We start from the raw sequence: 21,320 nt of genomic DNA, 5'->3' as shown, positions 1-21,320 counted from the left end.
CTATCTGCTATATGTGAGTGATTGCAACATAGCTCTTAAAAGATTCGCACGCAGTTCATCTCTTAGTGGGATATCAATATCAAGAACCGTATGACTCACAGCCATAAGCATCAATCGTGCCTCTCGGTCGCTGATCACATCTTCCTCAAGCAAATGAACGATAATCGACTCTGCCATACTCTGCGTCAATCTATAACCGATTAATCCGATCATTTCATCAATGAGTTCGGCATCTGTAACCGGGCGGACTTTGACGACACGAATGTATCCGCCACCGCCACGCTTGCTCTCTACAACATAACCGCGCTCAATAGAAAAACGCGTTTTTAAAACATAATTAATCTGCGACGGAACACATTGAAATTTTTCCGCCAGTTCGCTCCGCTTCAATTTAATGATATCGTTCGAATCAAGTATTTCTTTTATATATTTCTCAATGATATCAGAGATATTTCTCATCGGGGCACCCTCTCTCCCTGACTTTGACTAACTTTGACTATAAATTTATTATGCACGATTTTACATAAATAATCAACTTAATTAGTTAGCTAACCTTTTCCATTTTGCTTTATCAATCTTTCTTTGCGTAAGAAAAACCGGGCAAAAACCGCCCGGTCCTGAATCTCCAGTCATGTGAGTCATGTGTCATTGGTTTGTGTCTTTACGGTGCTGAATCATCGCTCCGGTTGCTCGCATCAACTGAGCGCTACCGTGGGCGCACCGCGAGCCTCCTCAGACAGGCAGAAATTAGCGGGGTCTCGCTGGCACCTGATCCCGCAGGCGTGTCGCACCTCTGCTTTGATTTTCGGCCAAGACACTGGTTTATTCGTTTAAATACGGGGCAAAATCTTATACTTTCTTTACTTGCAAAAAAAACAGGATTAATGATCTCTGATCAAAAATCCTGTTTACATTACAACCGACTCTCTAGCAGTCGATTCAAAAATATCGATTAAGTGGAGCCTAGGGGGATCGAACCCCTGACCTCCTGCGTGCAAAGCAGGCGCTCTCCCAGCTGAGCTAAGGCCCCATTTAAATGCGCGCAACGCTATCGAAAGTCGTTGCCAAGTCATACAAAAACCACGAGACAATCTCGTTCTTTTTGTAAGAAACAATCGGGAAGACAGGATTTGAACCTGCGACCCCCACGTCCCGAACGTGGTGCTCTACCAAGCTGAGCCACTTCCCGATAATGGTGCGCCCTAGAGAAGTCGAATCCCCAACCTTCTGATCCGTAGTCAGACGCTCTATCCAATTGAGCTAAGGGCGCAAATAAACTAAAATGGTGCCGAGAGCCGGACTCGAACCGGCACGGTAGTCACCTACCGCAGGATTTTAAGTCCTGTGCGTCTGCCAATTTCGCCATCCCGGCATACATAAAATGGAGCGGAAGACGGGATTCAAACCCGCGACCCCCACCATGGCAAGGTGATGTTCTATCACTGAACTACTTCCGCATAATAATAAACAAATGGTGAGCCACGAAGGATTTGAACCTTCGACCCTCTGATTAAAAGTCAGATGCTCTACCCCTGAGCTAGTGGCTCATGTTACAGTGCCGGTCAGAGGACTTGAACCCCCAACCTACTGATTACGATTCAGTTGCTCTACCAATTGAGCTAGACCGGCATAAAAATGGAGGATATAGGGCTCGAACCTATGACCCTCTGCTTGTAAGGCAGACGCTCTCCCAGCTGAGCTAATCCTCCATAATGCCTGGCAGTGACCTACTCTCACAGGGGGACAGCCCCCAATTACCATCGGCACAGAAGAGCTTAACGACCGTGTTCGGGATGGGAACGGGTGTGACCTCTTCGCTATGACCGCCAGACTTCCGGCTCGCATGAGCCTTCAAAACCGGTAACGAAAGCAATCGAAACAAAACAAGTGAATCCAAGGTATTCTGGGTTAAGCCCTCGACCGATTAGTATCTGTCCGCTGCACACCTCACGGTGCTTCCACTTCAGACCTATCAACCTCATCATCTCTAAGGGGTCTTACTGATTTAAAATCATGGGAAATCTCATCTTGAAGGGGGCTTCATGCTTAGATGCTTTCAGCACTTATCCCGTCCACACATAGCTACCCAGCGTATGCTCCTGGCGGAACAACTGGTACACCAGCGGTGTGTCCATCCCGGTCCTCTCGTACTAAGGACAGCTCTTCTCAAATTTCCTACGCCCGCGACGGATAGGGACCGAACTGTCTCACGACGTTCTGAACCCAGCTCGCGTACCGCTTTAATGGGCGAACAGCCCAACCCTTGGGACCTACTTCAGCCCCAGGATGCGATGAGCCGACATCGAGGTGCCAAACCTCCCCGTCGATGTGAACTCTTGGGGGAGATAAGCCTGTTATCCCCAGGGTAGCTTTTATCCGTTGAGCGATGGCCCTTCCATGCGGTGCCACCGGATCACTAAGCCCGACTTTCGTCCCTGCTCGACTTGTAGGTCTCGCAGTCAAGCTCCCTTGTGCCTTTACACTCTGCGAATGATTTCCAACCATTCTGAGGGAACCTTTGGGCGCCTCCGTTACCTTTTAGGAGGCGACCGCCCCAGTCAAACTGCCCGCCTGACACTGTCTCCGAACCGGATCACGGTTCAGGGTTAGAATGTCGATATCGTCAGGGCAGTATCCCACCGATGCCTCCACCGAACCTAGCGGTCCGGTTTCCAAGGCTCCTGCCTATCCTGTACAAACGATACCCACATCCAATATCAAGCTGCAGTAAAGCTCCATGGGGTCTTTCCGTCCTGTCGCGGGTAACCTGCATCTTCACAGGTACTATAATTTCACCGGGTCTCTCGTTGAGACAGTATCCAAATCGTTACACCTTTCGTGCGGGTCGGAACTTACCCGACAAGGAATTTCGCTACCTTAGGACCGTTATAGTTACGGCCGCCGTTTACTGGGGCTTCAATTCAAAGCTTCTCCCGAAGGATAACCTCTCCTTTTAACCTTCCAGCACCGGGCAGGTGTCAGCCCCTATACATCACCTTACGGTTTAGCAGAAACCTGTGTTTTTGGTAAACAGTCGCTTGGATCTTTTCACTGCGGCTCATCGGACCCGTAGGTCCGACGAGCACCCCTTCTCCCGAAGTTACGGGGTGATTTTGCCGAGTTCCTTAACGAGAGTTCTCCCGAGCGTCTTAGAATTCTCTTCTTGCCCACCTGTGTCGGTTTGGGTACGGGCACCGTTTCACTCGCTAGAGGCTTTTCTTGGCAGTGTAGGATCAGGCGCTTCGGTACTTAAGTTCCCTCCTCATCACCGTTTGGCGGATAGCAGCGGGATTTGCCTCGCTGCCGGCCTCGCGGCTTGAACGCACACTTCCATCCGTGCGCTCGCCTTACCTTCCTGCGTCCCCCCATCACTCAAACGTGAAACGCTGGTACAGGAATATCAACCTGTTGTCCATCGCCTACGCCTTTCGGCCTCGGCTTAGGCCCCGACTAACCCTGAGCGGACGAACCTTCCTCAGGAACCCTTAGGCTTTCGACGGAGAAGATTCTCACTTCTCTTTTCGTTACTCATACCGGCATTCTCACTTCCAAACGCTCCAACATGCCTCACGGCACATCTTCAATGCCCTTGGAACGCTCCCCTACCATGACCTTACGGTCATCCGCGACTTCGGTGCTGTGCTTAGCCCCGTTACATTTTCGGCGCGACGCCACTCGACCAGTGAGCTATTACGCACTCTTTAAATGGTGGCTGCTTCTGAGCCAACATCCTGGTTGTCTGGGCAACGTCACATCCTTTCCCACTTAGCACAAACTTAGGGACCTTAGTCGGCGGTCTGGGCTGTTTCCCTTTCGACGACGGATCTTATCACTCGCCGTCTGACTCCCGGACGTAAGGGCTTGGCATTCGGAGTTTGACTGAACTCGGTAATCCTGTGGGGACCCCTTATTCAATCAGTGCTCTACCTCCAAGTCTCACTCATCCGAGGCTAGCCCTAAAGCTATTTCGGGGAGAACCAGCTATCTCCGTGTTCGATTGGCATTTCACCCCTACCCACACCTCATCCCCGCATTTTTCAACATGCGTGGGTTCGGGCCTCCATTCAGTGTTACCTGAACTTCACCCTGGACATGGGTAGATCACACGGTTTCGGGTCGACAACCCTAAACTCATTCGCCCTATTCAGACTCGCTTTCGCTGCGGCTCCGCCTCTTCAGCTTAACCTTGCTTAGAATCGTCACTCGCCGGTCCATTCTACAAAAGGTACGCTGTCACCCCCCGAAGGGGGCTCCAACTACTTGTAAGCACACGGTTTCAGGATCTCTTTCACTCCCCTTCCGGGGTGCTTTTCACCTTTCCCTCACGGTACTGGTTCACTATCGGTCACTGGGGAGTATTTAGCCTTGGGAGACGGTCCTCCCGGATTCCGACGGGGTTTCTCGTGTCCCGCCGTACTCAGGATCCACTCCGGAGTGCACGTTCCGTCGGCTACAGGGCGTTTGCCTTCTTTGGCCGACCCTTCCAGGTCGTTCGCCTGAAACGTGCATTTCTGACTCCATGTGGAGTGTCCTACAACCCCAAAGAGCAAGCTCTTTGGTTTGGGCTGTTTCCCTTTCGCTCGCCACTACTCAGGAAATCGCATTTGCTTTCTCTTCCTCCGGGTACTGAGATGTTTCAGTTCCCCGGGTCTGCCTTACTCTGCCTATGGATTCAGCAGAGCATCCTATCTGTTCAAGATAGGGGGTTCCCCCATTCGGAAATCTTCGGATCAAAGCTTACTTACAGCTCCCCGAAGCGTATCGGCGTTCGTTCCGTCCTTCATCGGCTCCCAGTGCCAAGGCATCCACCGTGCGCTCTTTAAAACTTAACCACTGACGATGAAAATATTGCTCCTCATCCGCCACATTCATGATTAGTTTCTTGATCGTAAGATCAATTCAATAATCTTCTTGGATGTTTCTTGACTTTCTTTCGTTGCTTTCGTTATCCAGTTTTCAAGGTTCAAGGCTGCCTTTCGGCACGCCGGTGAAGGAATGATTCCTTCAAAACCAAACAAAAGTCCAAGCGCTTCGCTATTGATCGTTTCCTTAGAAAGGAGGTGATCCAGCCGCACCTTCCGATACGGCTACCTTGTTACGACTTCACCCCAATCATTTGTCCCACCTTCGGCGGCTGAGTCCATAAAGGTTCTCGCACCGACTTCGGGTGTTACAAACTCTCGTGGTGTGACGGGCGGTGTGTACAAGGCCCGGGAACGGATTCACCGCGGCATGCTGATCCGCGATTACTAGCAATTCCGGCTTCATGCAGGCGAGTTGCAGCCTGCAATCCGAACTGGGGGTGGCTTTATGGGATTAGCTCGACCTCGCGGTTTCGCTGCCCTTTGTACCACCCATTGTAGCACGTGTGTAGCCCAGATCATAAGGGGCATGATGATTTGACGTCATCCCCACCTTCCTCCGGTTTGTCACCGGCAGTCACCTTAGAGTGCCCAACTGAATGCTGGCAACTAAGATCAAGGGTTGCGCTCGTTGCGGGACTTAACCCAACATCTCACGACACGAGCTGACGACAACCATGCACCACCTGTCACTCTGTCCCCCGAAGGGGAACGGCCTATCTCTAGACTTGTCAGAGGATGTCAAGACCTGGTAAGGTTCTTCGCGTTGCTTCGAATTAAACCACATGCTCCACTGCTTGTGCGGGCCCCCGTCAATTCCTTTGAGTTTCAACCTTGCGGTCGTACTCCCCAGGCGGAATGCTTAATGTGTTAACTTCAGCACTAAGGGTTGGACCCCCTAACACCTAGCATTCATCGTTTACGGCGTGGACTACCAGGGTATCTAATCCTGTTTGCTCCCCACGCTTTCGCGCCTCAGCGTCAGTTACAGACCAGAGAGCCGCCTTCGCCACTGGTATTCCTCCACATATCTACGCATTTCACCGCTACACGTGGAATTCTACTCTCCTCTTCTGTACTCAAGCTTCCCAGTTTCCAATGACCGTTTGCGGTTGAGCCGCAAGATTTCACATCAGACTTAAGAAGCCGCCTGCGCGCGCTTTACGCCCAATAATTCCGGACAACGCTTGCCACCTACGTATTACCGCGGCTGCTGGCACGTAGTTAGCCGTGGCTTTCTGGCCGGATACCGTCACTGCAAGAGCATTTCCTCTCCCGCACGTTCTTCTCCGGCAACAGAGCTTTACGATCCGAAAACCTTCTTCGCTCACGCGGCGTTGCTCCATCAGACTTTCGTCCATTGTGGAAGATTCCCTACTGCTGCCTCCCGTAGGAGTTTGGGCCGTGTCTCAGTCCCAATGTGGCCGATCACCCTCTCAGGTCGGCTATGCATCGCTGTCTTGGTGGGCCGTTACCCCGCCAACTAACTAATGCACCGCGGGCCCATCTGTCAGTGATGGCCGAAACCATCTTTCAGCCCTGCACCATGCGGTGCAGGGGATTATCCGGTATTAGCTGCGGTTTCCCACAGTTATCCCAGTCTGACAGGCAGGTTACCCACGTGTTACTCACCCATCCGCCGCTCACTTCCGGGAGCAAGCTCCCTTCTATGCGCTCGACTTGCATGTATTAGGCACGCCGCCAGCGTTCGTCCTGAGCCAGGATCAAACTCTCCAAAAAGTGTTACTTGATGTCGGATACGAGATCCGGCCTTACTTTTTCGTTCATAAGATCCATAGCAAAATTGAATTGATTATGGGGTTTAAAACCCTTATATCACGCTTGGCTTTTGTTCAGTTTTCAAGGAACATTCTCAGTCGCTCTTGAAGCGACTTGAATATCTTATCAAGAAATCAACATCATGTCAACAACAATTTAACAATTAATTAATTTCTCAATGAAAATACTTAATCAATCGTAAAAACGATCTTTTCAGTATACATAAGCTTGGACAACATGTCAACAACAAGTGACCTCTTGTCCAGCAACATGAAAATATTATCAGCATTGAATCCATTTGTCAATAAAAATTTGCTGTGTTCCGTTTATTTTGTTCATAATCCTAAGCACGGCCCGAATTTTCTTTCGAAACCTTGTCATTTAGTTGAAATTGCAATCAATGTCTTGGGTGCTTGTGATCTTTTAATTACCGGCTGATTTTTAAGGTGTCTTCCCTTTCTTTAAGATTAACCGTTCACCTGAAGTTAACCCAACCTTTGCGCATTCGACACGACCACTTTTTCTCATAAGTAACCGTTACGTCATGCCCATCTCCATCTGCAAAAAAGAATGTTGATGCAAATAACGATCTCTTGCGCTGGAAAACTCGGCTTTCACTTAGCAAACTGCTTTCTTGTTCACGGCGCAACAAAAAAGCCCGTCTGCCAACTTTCTAGGAGGCAGAACGGGCTTTACATATGCTTTATTTATTAATCTTTCTCATCTGAGGAAACAGCAGCACGTCGCGAATCGACGCAGAATCAGTCAACAGCATAATTAAGCGATCGATGCCGATGCCTAGACCGCCGGTTGGCGGCATGCCGTACTCCATTGCTTCCAAGAAGTCTTCATCGATAATCTGTGCTTCGTCATTGCCGGCTTCACGTTCGCGCATCTGATCCTCAAAACGTTCGCGTTGATCGATCGGATCGTTCAATTCGCTGAACGCATTGGCATGTTCTCTACCAACAATGAACAGTTCAAAACGATCACTGAATCGTGCGTCGTTCGGATCCTTCTTCGCAAGCGGAGAAATTACAACCGGATGACCGTATACGAAAGTCGGTTGAATTAATGTTTCTTCAACTTTTTGCTCAAAGAATTCATTAACAACGTGTCCGTATGTCATATCATCCTTTACTGAAACACCGTTCTCTGCAGCCAACTTACGTGCTTCTTCGTCAGTCATTTGCGGCCAAAGGTCAACGCCGGTCTCTTCTTTGATCGCGTCGACCATGTGTACACGGCGCCAGCGGGGCTTCAATTCAACCTTTGCATCACCATATGTGATTTCTGTGCTGCCGAGTACTTTTTCAGCGACAGAAGAGATAAGATTTTCGGTCAATTCCATAACGTCACGCAAATCCTGATAAGCTGTATAGAGCTCCATCATCGTAAATTCAGGATTATGTTTTGTTGAGACGCCTTCGTTACGATAGACGCGGCCGATTTCATAAACCTTTTCAAATCCGCCGATAATGAGCCGTTTGAGATGCAGTTCAATAGCAATACGCATATACAGATCCATATCCAAGGCATTGTGGTGCGTGATAAAAGGACGCGCCGCTGCTCCGCCGGGAATGGAGTGCATGGTTGGCGTCTCGACTTCAAGATAGCCTTGTCCATCCAATTCATCGCGAATGGCTTTAACAATTTTACTTCTTAGAATAAACGTTTCTCTGACTTCAGGGTTAACGATTAAATCCAAATAACGTTGACGGTAGCGTTGCTCCACATCTTTCAATCCGTGGAACTTGTCCGGCAGCGGTCGCATCGCTTTCGAGAGAATACTGAATTTATTAACCTTAATGGACAATTCACCCACATGTGTTTTAAATACAGTACCTTCAACACCGACAAAATCGCCGATATCAATATGTTTGAAAATCTCGTATTGGTCTTCGCCTACGGCGTCCTTGCGAATGTACAGCTGAATTCTGCCGGAAAAATCCTGGATATCGGCGAATCCCGCCTTGCCTTTACGTCTTTTGGCCATCAAACGGCCAGCCATGACAACGGCAATTTCATTCTCTTCGAGTTCTTCCGCCGTCTTATCTGCATAAAGCGTGCGAATCTTTTCTGTATCATGCGTGCGATCATAATGACCACCAAAAGGATCAATTCCTTGTTCAATCAAAACCTTCAGCTTCTCGCGCCTGGCTTGCAGCTGATCGGTCAGATCCACTTCCTGACTCATTCTTCTTTCAACCTCCAGTCGTATCCCGCTGGCACCAAACAGTGCTCTATAGCAGGATCGAGCTTTGCTCATTTTCAGATGCACAATGAAATACATCTGGCGTATAAAGAAAAATTTGGCGGAGTCCGATTCATACATGACTAAGCCTTAATTTCTCTTATACTAGACACCGCTAATTTCTTATCTTTAATACTTTGTTATTTGTATAAAGAAAACTGCCAGCAATACTTCCGGCAGTTTGATATCTAATCGAATTATAGAGAATTAAAAAAATACTGTCAACCTTAGACTGTCGGTGCTAAATCAAGCTCCAGCTGTTCTCGGAAGTCAATGAGCACCTGACGAAGCTCAGCTCCGGTCTCGCATTGGTTAATTTGCTTGCGCACGTCGTTGCCTCCGCACAAACCCTTCATGTACCACGCAGCATGCTTACGCATTTCCAGCGAAGCAATGTGCTCACCCTTCAATTTTACCAATTGATCGAAATGGATTAAGCAGACATCCGCTTTTTCTTTAGCAGTCGGTTCAGGAGGCAGCATACCACTTTCCAAGTATTTAACCGTCCGATACAGCATCCAAGGATTTCCAAGTGCTGCGCGTCCGATCATAACACCATCCACTCCGGTTTCCTCGAGCATCCGTTTCGCATCCATCGGCGTTCGAACATCACCGTTTCCGATAACCGGAATGCCGACGGACTCTTTTACCTGGCGGATAATGTCCCAATCGGCGTTTCCTTCATACATTTGCACGCGCGTACGGCCATGAACCGCCACTGCACTGCCGCCTGCACGTTCTACTGCTTGGGCATTGCGCACAGCATAGATGTGATCGTCGTCCCATCCCTTACGCATTTTAACAGTTACCGGTTTGTCCACTGCATCGACAACAGCAGACACCATCTCATAGATCTTATCAGGATCGAGCAACCATCTTGAGCCAGCATCACTTTTGGTCACTTTGGGCACCGGGCACCCCATATTTATATCGATAATATCCGCATTTGTGTTTTTGTCTACATATTTCGCCGCCTGAACAAGTGTTTCTTTTGAACCGCCGAAAATTTGCAGGCTGAGCGGCTTTTCACGATCATCAATATACAGCATATCTAATGTCCTTTGATTGTGGTGAATAATACCGCGGTCAGCGACCATTTCGGCACATACCAACCCGGCACCGAAGCGCTTGGCGATCAGGCGAAACGCTGAGTTGCATACACCCGCCATTGGCGCGAGGACCACTTGGTTTTTCATCTCAATCGGACCGATTTTCAGCATCAAATCAACCTTCCTCGGTTTATAATTCCTTCATTTCCTGAAGAGATATAGACAGTGTGTCACAAATTTTCGTAATAAGTTCTGTTTCAGGTTCGCGGCTTTCTCTTTCAATTTCACCTAAAAGGGTTAATGAAATACCTAATTCTTTAGCAAGCTCAGCTTGCGTATAGCCTTTCAGTTTTCGAAAAGCCCGAATTTTCCTTCCCCATTGTTCTTTTTCCATAATCGCACTCCCTCTCCTTCATTGAGATTTTGCCACATTTCCATAACTGAACGGTTGATTCCAGGAACAACCAGGTGAGGCGCAATCTCAGCAAGCGGTTTAAGGACAAAAGCGCGACGCGCGATTTCAGGATGGGGCAGGGACAGTTCTTCTGAATAGGTAATCATTTGGTCAAAAACCAATAGATCAAGATCAATTGTTCTTGGTCCCCAGTGTACCTCTCTCATTCGATCCAAATCTGCCTCTATTTTTTGAAGCCTATGCAATAGAATGATTGAGGGAAGAAGTGTTTCAATCTGCACGATCATATTTAAAAAGTCTGGCTGCTCAACAGGACCATAAGGGTCTGTTTCGTAAATTGACGAGCAGCGCACAACATTTATCTTTTGTTCTGCTTGCAGCGCCTCGAGCGCGTGTTTCAAAAACCCCGCCCGATCGCCCATATTCGATCCAAGCCCTAAGTAGGCAGTTGTTCGAAACCGTTCAACCTCCACCGATACCGAGTCATAGTGACCGGCAATAGGCGGATTGGGTTTAATTACTTTAACCCGGCAGCTTTCAACTTTTGAAAAGCCGAGCAGTATCACTTCAGCAATTTTTTCAGCTACTGTTTCAATAAGCGCGTAAGGACGGCCTTCCACGATTTCCTTTACCTGCGCATATACTTCCGCATAATTAACCGTTTGATCAAGTCTGTCCGTAGTTCCCGCTTGATAAAGATTACATGCTAACGTTAGATCCACTTCAAAGCGCTGACCCATCCGTTGTTCTTCCGGAAGCGCGCCATGATATCCGTAGAACTGCATGCGGTTCAAATTAATTGTGTCAGTCAAGGTGAACCTCCTGCAGCATTGTATCCATCATTTTCGCCATACGCGCAATCTCGAGCACATCATGAACACGCATAATTTGGCAGCCTTTGGAGATTCCAAGACAAACAGTTGCTCCCGTACCTTCAATCCGATTGTCCACGGTTACGTTTAGTGTCCTGCCAATGAAACCTTTCCGCGATGTGCCAAGCAAGATCGGATAACCGAGCTCATGAAACGCCTCGAGATGGTTCATTACAAAGAGATTCTGCTGGTAGTCCTTAGCAAAACCAATACCCGGATCAAGAATAATGTGCTCCGGATCAACACCGGCATCCAACGCGATTGCAATGCTCTCACGAAGATCATTTTTCATGTCGCTTATGATGTCTTGATAATTATTGTTGTCGCGATTATGCATAAGAATGATCGGCACGTGATAGTCCGCGGCTATTTTCGCCATCTCGGGATCCGCTTTGGCACCCCAGACATCGTTAATGATGTCCGCGCCTGCTTCCAAGGCACGACGAGCAGTTTCCGCCTTAAAAGTATCTATAGAAATTGGCAGGTCCGTATGCTCACGTACCGCCTTAATCATTGGTACGACACGAGCGATTTCTTCATCCATTGCGACCGGCGTATGTCCCGGACGTGTCGACTCGCCGCCAATATCAATGATATCTGCACCGTCACGTTCCATTTGCAATGCATGAGACACGGCATGGTCAAGCTGATTGAATTGTCCTCCATCGGAAAACGAATCCGGAGTTACATTCAAAATACCCATAATCACCGTTTTTTTTCGATAATCCAGCGTTCTGCCCCTTACGTTCATCAGATGAAAAGGGGAAAGTTGAAAATTGCTCACAGGTGTTTGTTCCTCCCGAAAATCAGTCACGGCTTTAGAAAAACTTGAATTCGCCAAACATTTGGCGAAGCCGCCGTCGCGACGGTCACGGATGACCCAGTGCCCGGCTTATCACAGGACGTACTTCCGCATGATGCGGTGGCTTCGACGTTGCTCACAAAAAATGGGCGCCGTTAGTCAAAGTTCCTTTATTTGTCGTGCCGATGACACTAAATTCCTCTAAATCTTCTTTTTGTATAACAGAAACAGTATAACACAGATGGTCGACTTTACTTTTATAAACCGCCGGGCAAGTGCAGGTCAGGCATGTTCTCCATCTGAAAAAAATAGAACAATGACTAATCCTCGCCGCCGAGTGACCCATTCTTTACATAAAAAAAGAAAAAACCCGGTTTCCCGGGCTTTTGCTCTACATATTTGATTATTCTTCGACTTGATACAGTGGTGTGCTCAAATAACGCTCGCCGTTATCCGGCACAATGACAACAACTTTTTTACCTTTGCCAAGCTTTTTAGCAACCTGAACACCGCCATAAATTGCTGCACCACCGGAGATACCGGCAAGCACGCCTTCTTTTTTACCGGCAAGGCGCGCGTATTCGAATGCTTGCTCGTTAGCAACATCAATGACTTCGTCGTAGATTTCTGTATCCAATGTATCCGGAATAAAACCGGTTCCGATTCCCTGGATCTTATGCGGACCGCCTTTTCCTCCATTCAATACTGGAGAGTCCTTCGGTTCAACCGCATAAACACGGATGTCCTTAAATTTTTCCTTCAAAGCTTTTCCGCTTCCGCTCAACGTACCGCCTGTTCCGACACCGGCCACAAATGCATCCAGCGAATCGAAAGCTGCGGCAATTTCTTTACCGGTCGTTTCATAATGTACCTTCGGATTTGCTGGGTTCTGGAATTGTTGGGGTAAAAAGTAGCCCTTTTCCTTCGCAAGTTCTTGAGCTTTGGCAATCGATCCTTTGATCGCTTGGGCACCAGGAGTCAGAATGACTTCAGCACCGTATGCCTTAAACAATTTGCGCCGTTCAATGCTCATCGTTTCCGGCATAACCAAAATAGCTTTGTATCCTTTTACAGCAGCAACCAAGGCTAAACCAATCCCAGTGTTGCCGCTTGTCGGTTCGATAATGGTATCGTTCGGTTTCAGTTTTCCTTCTTTTTCAGCGGTTTCAATCATCGCCAGCGCGATTCGATCCTTCACGCTGCTGCCCGGATTAAAATATTCAAGCTTCGCATAGAGTTCCGCATCATTTTCACCAGTCAAATGATTCAAACGAACAATCGGCGTATTTCCAATCAATTCCGTAACCGAATTTGCAACAGTCATCATTCATCCCCCTTTAAATCCTCAGTAATCATGTATGATTTATACACTATATTATCAGTCAATTTGTGGTTCGTCAATGATTATGACTGCTCCGCAATACATCTGTTTGCTTATACAAAAAAGCATGTGTTATTTATATGCAGCTATTTGAAAACTTAGATTTTCCCAATGCTTAGTTAAGGCTGGGCCGGTGTCTGGTGCCTCATGATGCAGCGAAATTTTTATACTCGCCATTCGTTAAAAGTTTCATGTAAAAAAAGAACCTGCCCAAAGACAAGTTCATAGATTATTTATGCGGAATCAGTGCTTGTAATTCATCTGCTGTGAATGCGTAATGCGTTTCGCAAAATTGGCAAGTCACTTCCGCACCGCCGTCTTCATCAATCATGGCCTGAATTTCCTTTGCTCCTAACCCAGTAATGGAGCTTGCGAATTTTTCTTTTGAGCAACCACAGTGAAAAGCCACCGGGTGCTTTTGCAAGAGCTTATAATCGCCGTCCGGGAAAAGGTCGGCAAGCAATTCTTCAGGAGAATGTCCCGCATCAATGAGTTTAGAAATTGGCGGAATAGTCTTCAGCCGCTCCTCAAGTTTTCCAATAGTTGCGTCCTCTGCACCGGGAAGTACCTGAATAATAAAACCCCCAGCAGCCTTCACCGTCTGATCAGGGTTGACAAGCACACCGACACCTACGGCAGAAGGCACCTGCTCAGAGCGGGCAAAATAATAGGTGAAGTCGTCACCCAGCTCGCCTGAAACAATCGGCACACGCCCGGTAAAATTTTCTCTTAGTCCCAAATCCTTCACAACGCTGAGGAAACCGCTCTTGCCGACCGCGCGCGCCACATCTAATTTACCATGTGCATTTAATTCAAAATGTACTTCAGGATTCGACACATAGCCGCGCACTTGTCCATGGGTATTCGCATCGGCAACGATTGCGCCGATCGGACCACCGCCTTGAACAGTAACTGTTATTTTTTCATCGCCTTTTTCTTGTGCGGCCATCATCATCGAGGCAGTCATCGTTCGGCCAAGTGCTGCTGTTGCGGTTGGCCATGTTTTGTGACGCGACTGGGCCTCTCTGATTGTTTCAGTCGTTACCGACGTAATCACCCTGAGACTGCCGCTGCATGCTAAAGCCTTGATAAAATAATCGCCCAATCCGATCATTCCTTTCTTTTTACGCATTGCGTTGATAAATGAGGAAGAGCCCTTTAAGTGTCAATAATGGGTCCACATGGTCAATACTATCGGTCTCATGAGAAATCAGTGAGCACAGTCCTCCGGTCGCAACAACGACCGGATTCGAAGTCGCCTGTTTTTTCATCCGTGAAACGATACCTTCCACTTGCCCGACATAACCGAAAAGAACTCCGGACTGCATGGCGTGGACTGTATTGCGTCCGACGATATGCGGCGGTTTTGCAATTTCAATTCTCGGAAGCTTCGAAGCTCGCTCATAAAGCGCTTCGGTTGCTATATCAATGCCGGGTGCAATTGCCCCGCCAATATACGCCTTTTGCTCATCAATATACGAAAAGGTTGTTGCCGTTCCAAAATCGATTACAATGATTGGTGCCTGATAATCGTTCACCGCTGCTACCGCATTCACAATTAAGTCTGCGCCAAGCTCTTTCGGATTATCGTACTTTAAGTTTAATCCCGTCTTAATACCGGGGCCGACGACTATTGGTTTCAGATGAAAATACTTTTCGCACAACCGTTCCAGTGCAAACATAATTGACGGTACAACTGATGAGATGACCACACCGCTGAACCTGTCAAAGGATAGGCCGGTGTATGAAAAAAGATCATTAATTAGCATGCCGAATTCATCTTCTGTCTTCTCACGATCTGTTGAAATGCGCCAATGATTTGTTAACTTTCCATCATCATAAGTGCCAAGAACAATGTGGGTATTGCCTACATCACAAACAAAGATCATCTCGTTATCCTCCAGTTTATCCAGCCGGTTTCTCGAATTAAATCAGGGCAAAAACGAAAAGGAAGGCACTCCCATTCGGAGAAGCCTCCCTTTTCTTTGTATGTGCAATCGAAACAACGATCAAATTTTATGCTCGTCATCTTTTTTCTCGGTGTCCGATTGTTCTTTCGAGTCAACCGGCTTCTGCATTGAATCCTCGTCCTTTGAATGAATCGTCACTTTGACATCACTCTTTGATTCATCCTTCGGTTCAGCTGGATCAATTGCAGGCGCTTCTTCTTTATCATCTTTAGCAGAAGCGTACCGAGTCTTGCTTGGTTCGATATACTTACCTGTTTCATACAGTGATTTGATCTGCTCTTCTTCCAGTGTTTCCACCTTGAGCAGCGTCTGGGCAATCAATTCAAGCTTATCTCGATGTTCAAGGAGCAGCTTTTTGCATCGATCATATTCCGCCTTTACAAAGCGCTGCACTTCTTGATCGATTTCAAAAGCAATTGCATCGCTGTAGTTCTGATCGTTCTGAATATCGCGTCCCAAGAATACTTGCCCGCTGTCATTATTGCCGAATTGCATCGGACCCAGCTTATCGCTCATACCGAATTCGGTAACCATACGACGTGCCAATCCCGTGACGCGTTGCAAATCATTGCTGGCACCGGTTGAGATTTCGCCAAAGATAATTTCTTCGGCAACTCTACCGCCAAGAAGTCCGCATATCTTCTCAAGCAATTCCGGCTTGGTCATGAAATAGCGATCTTCTTTTGGAAGGGAAACCGTATACCCACCGGCCTGGCCACGAGGGATGACCGTAACTTTATGCACTTCATCCGCGCCTTCAAGAGCAAGGCCGATAATCGTATGCCCCGACTCATGATAGGCAACAATGTTTTGTTCCTTCTTAGAGATCACACGTGATTTCTTAGCGACACCGGCAATGACACGTTCAACTGCTTCATCGATGTCTTCCATATTGATTACTTTTTTATTTGCCCGAGCAGCGACAAGTGCTGCTTCATTAAGCAGGTTTTCCAAATCGGCCCCTGAAAATCCCGGAGTCAGTTTAGCCACAGTTTTCAAATCAATTTCTTTAGCCAGCGGCTTGTTGCGTGCGTGAACACGAAGTACAGCTTCTCGTCCAACAAGGTCGGGACGGTTAACCGGAATCTGACGGTCAAAGCGTCCGGGACGGAGAAGTGCCGGGTCAAGAATATCCGGTCGGTTGGTTGCAGCAACAATAATGATGCCTTCATTGGCTCCGAAACCGTCCATTTCAACAAGTAATTGGTTCAATGTCTGTTCGCGTTCATCATGACCACCGCCAAGACCAGCACCACGTTGACGCCCTACAGCATCAATTTCATCAATGAAAATGATACATGGCGAATTTTTTTTCGCTTGATCAAACAAATCGCGGACACGAGACGCGCCGACACCAACAAACATTTCTACAAAATCCGAACCGCTTATTGAGAAAAACGGTACACCCGCTTCACCTGCTACCGCACGTGCGAGCAGTGTTTTACCAGTACCAGGAGGGCCCTCAAGCAATACACCTTTCGGGATTCGCGCACCAAGCGCAACAAACTTTCTCGGATCTTTCAGGAAATCAACGATCTCCACCAGTTCCTGTTTCTCTTCATCAGCTCCGGCCACATCTTTGAATGTGACCTTCTTCTTGTCTTCCGAATACAGCTTGGCTTTGCTCTTGCCGAAATTCATTACTCGGCCGCCGCCGCCCTGGGCTTGATTCAGAAGGAAAAAGATAAGGAAGAAGATAATGGCGAACGGGATCAGTGATGTAACAAATGTAATCCATCCGCTTGTCCGTTCGGTCGGTTTAAAGTCTAATTTGTACTGTTTTGCCAAATCAGTTACCTGATTCACAACTTTGTCACTCGCCGGCAAATACACTTTGAATGTCGTATTTTTATCAGCACTCTTCAAGTGTCCCGTTGCTGCGTAAACGCTGCCTTCCGGTTGTAAGGTTAACTGATCTACTGCGCCTTTACTTAGGTTCGTTTGAAAGGCGCTGTATGTCATCGGTTTAACAGTACGATTCGTTTCCGTCAGCCAGCTGACGATACCGATGATCACTAAAGCAATAAATAAATATATGATAATATTCTTAAAAAGTCGATTCATGCCTTACCTCCTCCCGCTCTAAAAACAAATCATATTTTATAGTACCACATACACTTGTTACTGCCCAAGCAATTGCATTTTCGCGAGCAGTTCCTCTAAATAGCAACAAAAAACTGTTAAATGAGCAGCTCAAGCCTCGTATATCTCAGGCTTCAATATTCCAATAAATGGAAGGTTTCGGTATTTTTCCGCATAATCAAGACCATAGCCGACTAGAAAAGCATCGGGAACAGTAAATCCTGATAAGTCCGGAGCAACATCCGATTTTCTTCCTGACGGTTTATCAAGCAGCGTCACAATTTTTATGGATTTCGCCCTTCTCGTCTTAAATAATTCGACTAAATAACTCAGGGTCAGTCCGCTGTCAATAATATCCTCAATTATCAGAATATCTCTGTTTTCCACTGAAGTATCCAAATCCTTGAGAATTTTCACTTCCCCTGATGACACAGTAGAGTTGCCGTAGCTGGACACATCCATGAAATCAATTTCAATCGGAACAGTAATGGTCTTAATTAGGTCAGCCATAAAGGGGAGTGCCCCTTTCAGCACACCGATCACTAGGGGAAAGGAGTCGGCGTATTCGTTTGAGAGCGCTGCACCGAATTCATGCACCTTATTTTGAATTTCCTCTTCTGTTATTAATATTTCCTTGACGTCTTCCTTCATTCCTGCGTCCTCCCAAAACCAGCCAACGGTATAAATTTAAGCTTTATATAGTCCTTTTTCTCTAAATCAGGCGGTGACGGATAAGGCGTGCCTCGCCTCAACAGCGGCAGCCAAAGTATACGGCCGTTCGCATCGGTAATTACAGGCCACTTCATTCTTTCATTGCGGTCAATCTTTTCGTTGATGAAAATACGCTGGATCTTCTGCGATCCTGTCATCCCATTCGGACTTATACGATCTCCGCTTCGCCATGTCCGCACATAAAGCGGAAGGGCAATGTTTTCCTCATCGAAGATGCAACAGGCTCGGCCCAATGCAGAAGAAGATAATTTGTCTCCTTTCACATAAGCGGCCTCAATGGAGCCGGAAAGAAAATCTGTCCGTCCAGGGATACTGATCGCTGCCTGTTCTTCTATGTCACCGCTTTCCAGCACGAAGCCGACCCGACAGCGGTTGTAGGATTTTCTAGCTGTGAGCCCCCCGGGAAGAATGACGATCCCTGAGGAACGACTGGAATGCAGCAGCAGCAATAGTTGTTCAATATGTATCGGTTGGTGCATCGGCTGCAACTGTTGATTTGTATAGAGATAACATAATAGTAGATGAATTGTCCGCCTTTGTAAAGCCGGGTGAATGTCACGAAATTTAGGGATTGAAAGCGCATATTCATATTTCCTTTTATCCAGGATTGCCTGCTCAAGCTGATCTTCAGCCATCCGTACAAGCAGTAATTCATCCTCTGCAATCCGCTCGCTTTCATACTGGAATTTGAGATGTACCTGGGGATTCTCTTTCTTCAAAAATGGAAGTACATATTTCCGGAAGCGATTTCTTGTGTGCGCATCGGATTCATTCGACTCATCAAGCCGCGGAACAATTCCGTTCTCAGCACAATAATTTTCTAAATCAGCTTTTGTCTGCGAAAGAAACGGCCGTATAATCTCCCTTCCCTTAAAAACACGCCGAACAGGAATTCCTGCCCTCCCTATTCCGATGGTGCCGCGCACCTGTCGCATCAGCATGGTTTCTACTTGATCGTCACCGTGATGTGCCAGTACAAGCGCATCTGCTTTGAATGTTTCCATCGCTTCTGCAAAAGCCCTGTATCTCAGCTCACGCGCGGCTGTTTCAATGCTGATTTTCCTTTCTGAACTCCAAGAATGGGCATCAACCGTTTTCCCTATAAAAAGGATATCCCTTTTTTCGCAAAATGATGCGACATATTTTTGATCCTCGGCACTTTTGACTCCTCTAAGTGTGTGATCAACGGAACAGACAGCCAGTTCAAGCTTCCAGTCCTTTTTTTTCATATAAAAAAAGTGCAGAAGCGCCATCGAATCTGCCCCTCCGCTGACACCGAGAACAAGTCTTGCGTTTGAGCGGATCAGGTGATGAGTTTCAATAAAACGCGTCACACGTTCAGAAAATGTCATCGTTATTTTCTCCCCAGAAAATACTCGCTAAATAATGTATGTCCACAATACTCCAATTTTTACATGACGTAAATAATGACAAACAAAATATAGGCAGTTAATAAAACCGAAGCGGCAAGCCATGCTGATTTCCAGCTGTTGCTTGAACTTGTATTTGTTTTTCGAATAGTACGCCTTGTCTGCGGCGAGCGTGGCTCGCTTTGACGGCTCGTCATTATTTCTTGGAGCAGCTCACGCCGCATAGCCTCTGCACTTGGGTAGCTCCCCCTCATTGCATTTATTGCTATTTTTCGATACGGTGCCAGCTTCGGATGACTTTTCACAAATTGTACAAGCTGAACTTGAGGTTCATTTGTCCGTACAATGCGTTTGCCTGCGGCAGCATAAATCAAAATCATCACGCAAGCAAACAAATCATAGCTCGGTTCCGCACGACGTCCGCCGAAGCCCCAATATCCTCGGTCATAAAATTCAGTATATTCTCTCACAGATCTTCCTATGCGTGTTGCTCCCCCAAAATCAAGGCAGCGGATCGAATGGCCCGGATGTATAAGAATCAAATTTTCCGGCTTCAGATCACCAAATATATACCCCGACCTGTGCAGCTGCTGCAGTTGCTTCAACAGCTGCAGCATATATACAAGTGTCCAATCAAAGGGTTTCCGCTTAAGCGCATCGGCCAATGAAATGCCGTCCAAGTATTCCATAACGCAGAATCCAATCGTTCTGCCCCGCGTCAGCCAGTCGTCGCTATCATATAAAGAAGGCCCCAAAGGATCCCCTTGGAGCTTTTCAAACTGTTTCAGTACATTAACCTCTGAGATCAGTGACGCGCGATCCTTAGCCAGCTTGATCGCGACCATACGGCGTCCTTCTCTTCCCAAATACACCGTACCTTGTGCGCCGCTCCCCAGCCACTTGACAAGCTGGTATTGGTTTCGATGCCATTTCCCGGTGATCAAGGTTCCCGGAGCAAAGTGCAGATTATCTTGGGCCATCATCATAGGCCTCATCATCTTCAAAGAGCGACTGTTTTCTCGACACCGACGAAAAGCTTTTTACTGCTTCTTTAATTGCCGGTCCTGTGGGTGTAATGCCATGCGAGCTTATTTTTTCAAAGATGCGTTTAATGCTGTCCAACTGCGGCGTCCATGAAATGACTTTCTGCACGGACTTTCTTTTCCCGGGAAATAGAAAGAGACAAAATTGATTTTCACCCATGCGTGCGGATAAGCTCAGTGACAAATCGGTCAGTGCCTCGCGTACAGTCGGCAATTTATTTTTCATACTGGCACTTGTGTCAACAAGAATGCATACATGGAGATCAGCTGTTTCACCAACCTCATCAACGACTTCCATTACTTTTCCACGTTTTTCGGGAGGCAAATCCTCTACCGTTTCCCCGTCACCCAAAATATCCTGAAGCTGTCGATTGATCACACCTTTAATCGTCTGAGTCATCGCCTGCTTTGTCACCATTTGCACCGTTTGCGCGAGCTGCTTCGTCTGGACGATTTGGCTGATCCCGCCGCCCGCCTGTGCAATTCCCTCTACTTCCTGCAAGCCATGACTGTCCTCCGAGTCATATTGATCAAGAACACCAATGACATTAACGGTAATCCCTTGTTCACGAGCCAGTGCCGCCATTGCTACCGGATCTTCGCCTTCATTGGAACACCCGTCAGTGATTAACAAAATTTGCTTTAACGTGCCCTTCTTCATTGAGTCTTTCACTCCTCCCTGAATCTAGCATTATGATAGACAGGAAAA

14 protein-coding genes, 8 tRNA genes and 3 rRNA genes are annotated in these 21,320 nt (G+C 47.3%); all 25 read right to left on the bottom strand.

What is annotated here, in order from left to right:
• Window positions 1–459 (bottom strand): CtsR family transcriptional regulator, encoded by a 459-nt coding sequence (locus tag AC6F33_RS00560; protein WP_255748645.1) that lies wholly within the window; start codon window positions 457–459, stop codon window positions 1–3.
• 498 nt (window positions 460–957) lie between these two features.
• A tRNA-Ala gene (locus tag AC6F33_RS00555) sits at window positions 958–1,030 on the bottom strand.
• A gap of 85 nt (window positions 1,031–1,115) precedes the next feature.
• Window positions 1,116–1,189 (bottom strand) — tRNA-Pro (locus tag AC6F33_RS00550).
• A 4-nt stretch (window positions 1,190–1,193) separates the two neighbouring features.
• A tRNA-Arg gene (locus AC6F33_RS00545) sits at window positions 1,194–1,270 on the bottom strand.
• A 13-nt stretch (window positions 1,271–1,283) separates the two neighbouring features.
• Window positions 1,284–1,372: transfer RNA gene (locus tag AC6F33_RS00540), tRNA-Leu, on the bottom strand.
• Window positions 1,373–1,382: 10 nt separating this feature from the next.
• Window positions 1,383–1,457 (bottom strand) — tRNA-Gly (locus AC6F33_RS00535).
• Window positions 1,458–1,472: 15 nt separating this feature from the next.
• Window positions 1,473–1,547 (bottom strand) — tRNA-Lys (locus tag AC6F33_RS00530).
• Window positions 1,548–1,556: 9 nt separating this feature from the next.
• Window positions 1,557–1,629 (bottom strand) — tRNA-Thr (locus AC6F33_RS00525).
• A gap of 7 nt (window positions 1,630–1,636) precedes the next feature.
• Window positions 1,637–1,709: transfer RNA gene (locus AC6F33_RS00520), tRNA-Val, on the bottom strand.
• Window positions 1,710–1,714: 5 nt separating this feature from the next.
• Window positions 1,715–1,831: ribosomal RNA gene (gene rrf, locus AC6F33_RS00515) — 5S ribosomal RNA — on the bottom strand.
• A gap of 73 nt (window positions 1,832–1,904) precedes the next feature.
• A 23S ribosomal RNA gene (locus tag AC6F33_RS00510) occupies window positions 1,905–4,832 on the bottom strand.
• A gap of 221 nt (window positions 4,833–5,053) precedes the next feature.
• Window positions 5,054–6,602 (bottom strand): 16S ribosomal RNA (locus AC6F33_RS00505).
• The 16S, 23S and 5S rRNA genes sit together here with 8 tRNA genes alongside, the layout of an rRNA operon.
• A 742-nt stretch (window positions 6,603–7,344) precedes the next feature.
• Window positions 7,345–8,838 carry a lysine--tRNA ligase gene (lysS, locus tag AC6F33_RS00500; protein ID WP_255749283.1) on the bottom strand — a complete coding sequence of 498 codons (1,494 nt, stop codon included), beginning with the start codon at window positions 8,836–8,838 and terminating at the stop codon, window positions 7,345–7,347.
• Window positions 8,839–9,122: 284 nt separating this feature from the next.
• On the bottom strand, window positions 9,123–10,115 hold the full coding sequence (gene dusB / locus AC6F33_RS00495) for a tRNA dihydrouridine synthase DusB (RefSeq protein WP_255749282.1): 993 nt from the start codon (window positions 10,113–10,115) through the stop codon (window positions 9,123–9,125).
• A gap of 19 nt (window positions 10,116–10,134) precedes the next feature.
• Window positions 10,135–10,338: a helix-turn-helix domain-containing protein gene (locus AC6F33_RS00490; RefSeq protein WP_255749281.1), complete on the bottom strand. Its 204-nt coding sequence runs from the start codon at window positions 10,336–10,338 to the stop codon at window positions 10,135–10,137.
• Window positions 10,290–11,171 carry a 2-amino-4-hydroxy-6-hydroxymethyldihydropteridine diphosphokinase gene (folK, locus tag AC6F33_RS00485; protein WP_370646150.1) on the bottom strand — a complete coding sequence of 294 codons (882 nt, stop codon included), beginning with the start codon at window positions 11,169–11,171 and terminating at the stop codon, window positions 10,290–10,292. Before folK ends, AC6F33_RS00490 begins: the two co-directional genes overlap by 49 nt.
• Window positions 11,164–11,982 carry a dihydropteroate synthase gene (folP, locus tag AC6F33_RS00480; RefSeq protein WP_255749286.1) on the bottom strand — a complete coding sequence of 273 codons (819 nt, stop codon included), beginning with the start codon at window positions 11,980–11,982 and terminating at the stop codon, window positions 11,164–11,166. Before folP ends, folK begins: the two co-directional genes overlap by 8 nt.
• 454 nt (window positions 11,983–12,436) lie before the next feature.
• The gene (gene cysK / locus AC6F33_RS00475) at window positions 12,437–13,360 is read right to left on the bottom strand and encodes a cysteine synthase A (RefSeq protein ID WP_255749280.1); all 924 of its coding nucleotides are present in this window, start codon (window positions 13,358–13,360) and stop codon (window positions 12,437–12,439) included.
• 283 nt (window positions 13,361–13,643) lie between these two features.
• The gene (gene hslO, locus AC6F33_RS00470; RefSeq protein ID WP_304654921.1) at window positions 13,644–14,519 is read right to left on the bottom strand and encodes an Hsp33 family molecular chaperone HslO; all 876 of its coding nucleotides are present in this window, start codon (window positions 14,517–14,519) and stop codon (window positions 13,644–13,646) included.
• A gap of 19 nt (window positions 14,520–14,538) precedes the next feature.
• The gene (locus AC6F33_RS00465; RefSeq protein WP_255749278.1) at window positions 14,539–15,303 is read right to left on the bottom strand and encodes a type III pantothenate kinase; all 765 of its coding nucleotides are present in this window, start codon (window positions 15,301–15,303) and stop codon (window positions 14,539–14,541) included.
• A gap of 120 nt (window positions 15,304–15,423) precedes the next feature.
• Complete coding sequence (gene ftsH, locus AC6F33_RS00460) at window positions 15,424–17,448, bottom strand: ATP-dependent zinc metalloprotease FtsH (protein WP_255749277.1); 2,025 nt, start codon at window positions 17,446–17,448, stop codon at window positions 15,424–15,426.
• A 129-nt stretch (window positions 17,449–17,577) separates the two neighbouring features.
• On the bottom strand, window positions 17,578–18,117 hold the full coding sequence (gene hpt / locus AC6F33_RS00455) for a hypoxanthine phosphoribosyltransferase (RefSeq protein WP_255749276.1): 540 nt from the start codon (window positions 18,115–18,117) through the stop codon (window positions 17,578–17,580).
• Entirely contained in the window at window positions 18,114–19,550 is a 1,437-nt protein-coding gene (gene tilS, locus AC6F33_RS00450) for a tRNA lysidine(34) synthetase TilS (protein WP_480948109.1), read from the bottom strand. The genes hpt and tilS overlap by 4 nt, the downstream gene beginning before the upstream one ends.
• A 59-nt stretch (window positions 19,551–19,609) precedes the next feature.
• Entirely contained in the window at window positions 19,610–20,554 is a 945-nt protein-coding gene (gene prkT, locus AC6F33_RS00445; protein WP_500777537.1) for a serine/threonine protein kinase PrkT, read from the bottom strand.
• Entirely contained in the window at window positions 20,535–21,272 is a 738-nt protein-coding gene (locus tag AC6F33_RS00440) for a VWA domain-containing protein (RefSeq protein WP_255749273.1), read from the bottom strand. Before AC6F33_RS00440 ends, prkT begins: the two co-directional genes overlap by 20 nt.
• Window positions 21,273–21,320 lie beyond the last annotated feature (48 nt).

The organism is Sporolactobacillus sp. BBK16-2, assembly GCF_059878335.1.
This window is presented reverse-complemented; position numbering and strand designations above follow the sequence as displayed.